The organism is Aeromicrobium sp. PFPM2_SD2 (assembly GCF_057364525.1).
On sequence record NZ_JBNFNZ010000126.1, the window covers coordinates 1 to 5,983 of the forward strand.

Below are 5,983 nucleotides of genomic sequence, written 5' to 3' on the forward strand. Positions count from 1 at the left end.
CGACCAGGCGCCAGGCCCACGAGACGGGACGTGCTGGTCCCGTCGAAGGCCCGGGCGCCCGCGTACAGCGCGACGGCACCGCCGACGAGCAGCGCGTTCGACGGGGGCAGCGCGTACGCCTGCGCCGGGGTGTCGACCAGCAGGAGCAGCAGCGTGCCGAGCACGATGCAGAGCAGGGCCAGGCACCACAGCCGGGCGTAGCCCGCGCGCGTGGCCCGGTAGGTCACCACGTAGAACAGGACGAGCGCGGCGAGCACGACGACGCCGAGGCACACCCTCAGCGTCGTGATGTCCAGCGCGTCCACATGACCTCCCCGGAAGAGTCGGCGCCAGCCTGGCACGGTCGGCCGGTGGCGCGTGGGCGATTGTCGGCGAACCACCCGGAGGGACTACGCAGCACCGTCCGGAACGACGCGGCCCCGGTCCGCGGGAGGCGGACCGGGGCCGCGCGCGGCGTCCTAGCGCAGGCGCTTGATCGTCTCGCCGCGGAAGAAGCCGGGCTGGCGGACGCGCATCACGACCATGAGGACGACGCCCAGCAGCAGCACGCCGCTGCCGAGGATGAAGACGGTGCCCACTCCCCCGACGCTCGAGCCCGATCCGTAGTCCGGGTCCATCGAGTCACGGGCGGTGCTCACGAACATCACCAGCAGGATCGCCCCGCCGAGCAGCGGCGCCACGAGCTTGAACACGCAGTCGCGCACCGAGGCGAACGCCTCGCGGCGGAAGTACCAGACGCACGCCAGGGCGGTGACGCCGTAGTAGAAGCAGATCATGAGGCCCAGGGCGGTGATCGTGTCCCACAGCGCGTTCTCGCTCAGCAGCCGGGTGATGACGTAGAACCCGCCCGCCGTCGCGCCGGCGGTCAGCGTGGCCGCCGAGGGAGACATGAAGCGCGGCGAGATGCGGGCCAGACCGGACGGCAGCGCCTTGTAGTGGCTCATCGCCAGCATGGTGCGCGCGGGCGAGACCAGCGTGGACTGCAGCGAGGCCGCCGAGGACGACAGGATCGCCAGCGACATCAGCAGCGCGAACGGCCCCATGATGGGCTCGGCCAGGACGGCGAACATCGACTCCTGGTTCTCGGGGTTCCCCGCGCCGAGACCCGTGGTGCCCACGCCGGCGTACGCGATGACGGCCACCGAGCAGAGCATGTAGATCGCCATGATGACCAGGACGGTGAGGGTCGCGGCGCGGCCGGGGACCTTCTCGGGGTTCGTGGTCTCCTCGTTCATCGTCAGGGTGACGTCCCAGCCCCAGAAGATGAAGATCGACAGCGAGACGCCGGCGGCGAAGGCGCCGAACGACTCGATCGCCGTCGCGTCGAACCAGTCGAGCGAGACCGGCGTGGCGTCGAAGGCCGTCCCGTTGTTCACGTGGACGAACGCCGACACGGCGAACCAGGTCAGGACGACCACCTGGAACGAGACCAGGACGTACTGGAACGCCTTGGTGGCCTCCATGCCCCGGTAGGAGATCCAGCAGGCGACCGCGATGAAGACGAGCGTCGTCGGGATGTTGATCCACAGGTTCTTCGTGAGGTCGGCGAGACCGTCGTTCCCCGTGACCTGCGCCAGCATCAGGTAGAAGAAGTCCACCGCGACCGCGGCCAGGTTCGACAGCACGATGATCGTGGCCGCGATCAGGCCCCAGCCGCCCATCCAGCCGATCCACGGCCCGAACGCCCGGGTGGCCCAGGTGAACGACGTGCCCGAGTCGGGCATCGCGCGGTTCAGCTCGCGGTACCCCAGCGCGACGAGCAGCATCGGCAGGAACCCGGCGATGAACACCGCGGGGAGCTGCGTGCCGACCTCGGCCACGGTCGGCCCGAGGGCCGCGGTGAGGGTGTAGGCCGGGGCGATGCACGAGATGCCGATGACGACCGCGCCGAGCACGCCGACGGTGCCCGTGCTGAGCCCCTTGCTGCTCAGGCCGGTCTCGGACGGCGGGGCGGGCGCGACGGTGGTGTCTGCACGACTCATGACGGTGATCCTTCGTTCCGGGGCGTCACGCGTCGACGGCGGCGCCCTGGGGTGGGTGCTGCTACGACTGGGAGGCGATCTTGTAGTTCTTGGGCACGACCATCAACGGGACCGGCAGGGTGCGCAGGATGCGCTGGCCGGTGGGCCCGAGGAACAGGCGACGCTTGCGCGCCAGGCGGCTCGAGCGACCACGGCGACCTCGCCGGGGAGCCAGGTGAGCTCGGCGATGGCGTCGTCGATGGTGCTGCCGGACGCGACGGTGACCTCCGCGTCGATGCCCAGCGTCGCGACGAGCTCGGCCACCCGGGCCCGCTCGGCCGCCACGAGCTCGGGCAGGGACGCCGACCCCGTGAGCAGCTCGTCCTGCGCCAGCAGCGAGACGACGCGCAGGGGCAGCCCCTGGCCGCGGCGGACTCGGCGGCGAACCGCACGACCGCCTTGTGGCCGGGCCGGTTGCCGACCAGGACGGTGAAGCGCTCCAGCCGTCCCTGCGCCGCGTCCAGCGAGGCGACGGCCTCCGGCGAGCCCATGGCGACCGGGATCGGCGAGGCGTGCAGCAGGGCGCTGGCGACCGCGCCGGGCGCGAAGAACCCGGCGACGTGACGCTTGCGTCCGCCCAGGACGATCGCCTGCGCGCCGGTCTCCTCGGCCATGGCGATGAGCCCCTCGGCCGGCGACGACACCGCGCGGGCCAGCACCCGGGCGCTCACGCCGGACGGCACCAGGGCGAGGGCCTCCTCCGCCCAGGCGTCGACCGTCTCGGCCAGCAGCGAGGAGTAGCCGTGGTCGCTGCCCGGGTAGACGGCCGAGAACGGCGTCTGCTCGGGCAGGACGATGGCCACGTCCAGGTGGGCCGAGGGCCCGCCCAGGGCGCAGGCCAGGGCGATGGCCTCGGCGCCCCGGCCGTCCGCGGTGTACCCGACGAGCCAGCGCACGGTCAGGCCCCCTTCGGGCTGAGCGCGCCGAACGGCGACGTCGCGCCGTCGAAGCTCGCGTCGGGCTCGGTGCCGTCCAGCGCCGCGACGATCCGCACGGCCGTGCGGCGTCCCATGCGCACCGCGCCGTCGACGTGCTGGTAGCCCTCGCCGGCCAGGTCCGACGACGAGAAGTAGATCGGCCCGACGTTGTCGTGCTGGTCGGGGCCGAACCGGTGGAGCCCGCCCAGGTCGTAGCTGGTGGCGTACGCGCCGCGGGTCCACTCCTCCGACGCGAAGTCCGACTCGTAGTAGACGACCGGGTCGAGCGCCTTGTCGCCCAGGAACGCCGCGAGGTTCTGCAGCACGGCGGCCTTGCGCTCCTCGGCGGGCAGCGCGAACATCGCGTCCGCGTGCACGTCGGAGATGAAGCCGACGAGGGTGCCGGTGGACTCGCCGACGTACGTGTTGTCGTAGACCTCCGACAGCGGGCGCTCGGGGGCGAAGCCGGTGCCCGACAGGCCCTCCTCGCGCCAGAACGGCGTCTCGTAGACGGCGTGGACCTTGATGACCAGGCCCATCGACTGGTGCTGGTGGGTCACGTGCTGACGCCGCGGCATGGGCGGGTCGTAGGAGATGCGCGAGTACAGGTTCGGCGGGACGGCCAGGACCGCCTTCCGCGCCCGGACGGTCACGTCCGCGCCGTGGGCGACGACGCCCTCGTCGGACCACTCGAGCCGCAGCACCGGGTTGTTGAGGAGCACGTCGTCGCCCAGACCGTCGGCCAGCGCGAGCGACACGCCCTGCATCGTGCCGACGATGCGGCGGTCGAGGATGAAGTCCTCGTCGACCAGGTGCGAGAACGAGCCCGCGGACGCGGCCATCAGCAGGGCCTGGAGCGCCGAGAAGGCGTAGGCGGGCTTGGTCAGCATGCCGCCGGCGATGAACGGCGCGACGTTGGTGCAGGCCGCCTCGTCGGAGGACAGGGTGCGCAGCCAGTCGTGGAACGAGATCCGGTCCAGCTCCGCGGCACGCGGGTGGGCCCACGGCGCGTCCGGGTCGATCTCGGCGACGACCTCGTCGATCGCCGCGACGAGCGACCGCATCTGCGCGACCGTCGTCTCCGCCAGCGGGAAGTCCTCGCCGGTGAAGAGCGTGCGGGTGCCGTCGGCGGCGACGTACACGGACGCGCCGTCGCGGTAGCGCTCGAACGTCTCCAGGCCCAGCTCGTCGACGAGCGAGTACAGGGCGGTCTGGTCCGGCGAGATCCACTGGCCGCCGATCTCGATGGTCGCGCCGCCCATCTGCTCGGTCCACGTCCGGCCGCCGACGCGGTCGCGGGCCTCCAGGACCGCCACCGTCCTGCCGGCCTTGCGCAGCTCGTGGGCGGCGGTGAGGCCGGACGGACCGGCTCCGACGACGACGACGTCACGTTCGAGGAATCGCATGATGCTCACTTCCGGAGGGTTTAAATGAATCAGATTCATTTGACTGCGGGTGCGATACTAGCCCACGCGTCGATCGCCGTCGCGCACCCCCGGGAGGAGTCGTCCTTGAGCCAGACCGCACCGCGTCCGTCGAGCCCGCGCCGCCGCCGGGCCGGACGGCCGTCCTCCGGCCTGCTCGACCGCCGGGTGATCGCCCGCTCGGCGCTGGAGATCGTGTCCGAGCGCGGGTACGCCAGCCTGACCATGTCGGCCGTGGCGACCTCGCTCGGCGTCGCGCCCTCGGCGCTCTACAACCACGTGAGCTCCAAGCACGAGCTGCTGCAGCTCGTCCAGGAGATCGTCATGGAGGGGGTCGACCACTCGCTGTTCGCGACCCGTCCGCTCGACGAGGCGCTCGAGCGCTGGGCGCGCACGTACCGGGACGTCTTCGCCGAGCACGCGCCGCTCATCCCGCTCATCGCCGTGCTGCCGGTCTCCAGCTCCCGGCGCCTGCTCGAGATGTACGAGGCGGTGACGGGCGGCTTCGTGCGGGCGGGCTGGCCGCGCGAAGCCGTCGTCCCCGCGATCGTGGCGCTCGAGTCGTTCGTCTTCGGGTCCGCGCTCGACGCCACCGCCCCGGCCGACATCTTCGACCCCGGCGAGCACGCGGGAAGCGTGCCGCAGTTCGAGGACGCGCTCGCGGCGCAGCGCGCCACCGGCGAGCGCAACGCCGACGCCGCCTTCGCCGTCGGGCTGCGCGCCATGATCGCCGGGCTGCTGGCGTCACGCCCCTGACGCCCGGCGGACGAACGAGAGCGGGCCCCCAGTCTCTGGGGACCCGCTCTCGTCGTTCCTGCTGTGTCCGAGGGGGGACTTGAACCCCCATGCCCTATACGGGCACTAGCACCTCAAGCTAGCGCGTCTACCTATTCCGCCACCCGGACCCGGGCTCTTGCGAACCCGCTGTGACAACTCTCGAAGACTACCAAACCGTCTCCCGGGCACCCAAACCCGGGTCCCCCGGAACGCGGAGGGGCCCCCGGGAGGTATGAGCTCTCGGGGCCCCGTCACGGACGAGCGTGATGTCTCTCGTCCGGCTCCGGCACCGAGGTCCGCCGATCCCGACCGTCCGCATCACCGGCGGCGCGCTTCCGGGGGCAAAACCGTGGCGCTGGGGAGTCGTCGTGCTCGATGCCTACGCGCCCCGGCGAGCCGGGGCGTGGGTCCTTTCTAGGGCCTGCGGCGCGCGCCGCGCAAGGTTTTCGACCGATCGGTGGGACGGATCGACCGCGTCCGCCCCTGCACCCACAGGCAGGGCCGTCCCGCCCACAGGGACCGGTGGGTTGTGCACGGGATGCCCACAGGCTCGTCCACAGGTGTGCATCACCAGGTCTGGGCGACGGCGTGGATGAGCAGGCCGACCAGCCCGCCCACGACGGTGCCGTTGATGCGGATGAACTGCAGGTCGCGGCCGACGTGCAGCTCGATGCGCTCGGCGGTCTCCTGCCCGTCCCACCGGTCGACCGTGGCCGAGATGACCGAGGCCAGCTCGTGCCCGTAGCGGTCCACCACGTACGCGGCGGCGTCCGCGAGCAGGCCGTCGGCGCGGGCGGCCAGGGCGGGCTCGTCGGTGAGCCGCTTGCCCAGCGCGGTCAGCTCG

General features: G+C 72.0%; 6 protein-coding genes and 1 tRNA gene. 1 reads left to right on the forward strand and 6 read right to left on the reverse strand.

The genetic code is table 11. The features are described 5' to 3' along the window. The 4 genes from AC2W7G_RS07850 to AC2W7G_RS07865 all read right to left on the reverse strand — a co-directional run. A partial coding sequence (locus tag AC2W7G_RS07850; RefSeq protein WP_485867937.1) for a hypothetical protein occupies positions 1-305 on the reverse strand: 305 nt, incomplete at its 3' end. Between the two features lie 153 nt (positions 306-458). Further along, complete coding sequence (locus tag AC2W7G_RS07855) at positions 459-1,982, reverse strand: APC family permease (protein WP_485867938.1); 1,524 nt, start codon at positions 1,980-1,982, stop codon at positions 459-461. Next, positions 1,979-2,917 (reverse strand): universal stress protein, encoded by a 939-nt coding sequence (locus AC2W7G_RS07860; protein ID WP_485867939.1) that lies wholly within the window; start codon positions 2,915-2,917, stop codon positions 1,979-1,981. The genes AC2W7G_RS07855 and AC2W7G_RS07860 overlap by 4 nt, the downstream gene beginning before the upstream one ends. Before the next feature lie 2 nt (positions 2,918-2,919). Beyond that, entirely contained in the window at positions 2,920-4,344 is a 1,425-nt protein-coding gene (locus AC2W7G_RS07865; RefSeq protein WP_485867942.1) for a flavin monoamine oxidase family protein, read from the reverse strand. A 105-nt stretch (positions 4,345-4,449) separates the two neighbouring features. Here AC2W7G_RS07865 and AC2W7G_RS07870 point away from each other — a divergent pair, with 105 nt between their 5' ends. Beyond that, positions 4,450-5,118, forward strand: a complete 669-nt coding sequence (locus AC2W7G_RS07870; protein ID WP_485867940.1) for a TetR/AcrR family transcriptional regulator — start codon at positions 4,450-4,452, stop codon at positions 5,116-5,118. Between the two features lie 64 nt (positions 5,119-5,182). On the opposite strand, the gene AC2W7G_RS07875 is transcribed toward AC2W7G_RS07870, so the two are convergent. Continuing rightward, positions 5,183-5,267, reverse strand: a tRNA-Leu gene (locus AC2W7G_RS07875). Between the two features lie 439 nt (positions 5,268-5,706). Further along, positions 5,707-5,983, reverse strand: a 277-nt coding sequence (locus AC2W7G_RS07880; RefSeq protein WP_485867941.1) for a DUF445 family protein, incomplete at its 5' end; no start/stop codon positions are given.

Coding starts and splice junctions, on each gene's coding strand:
- AC2W7G_RS07855 (WP_485867938.1), bottom strand. CDS start 1,982: ATGAGTCGTGCAGACACCACCGTCGCGCCCGCCCCGCCGTCCGAGACC.
- AC2W7G_RS07865 (WP_485867942.1), bottom strand. CDS start 4,344: ATGCGATTCCTCGAACGTGACGTCGTCGTCGTCGGAGCCGGTCCGTCC.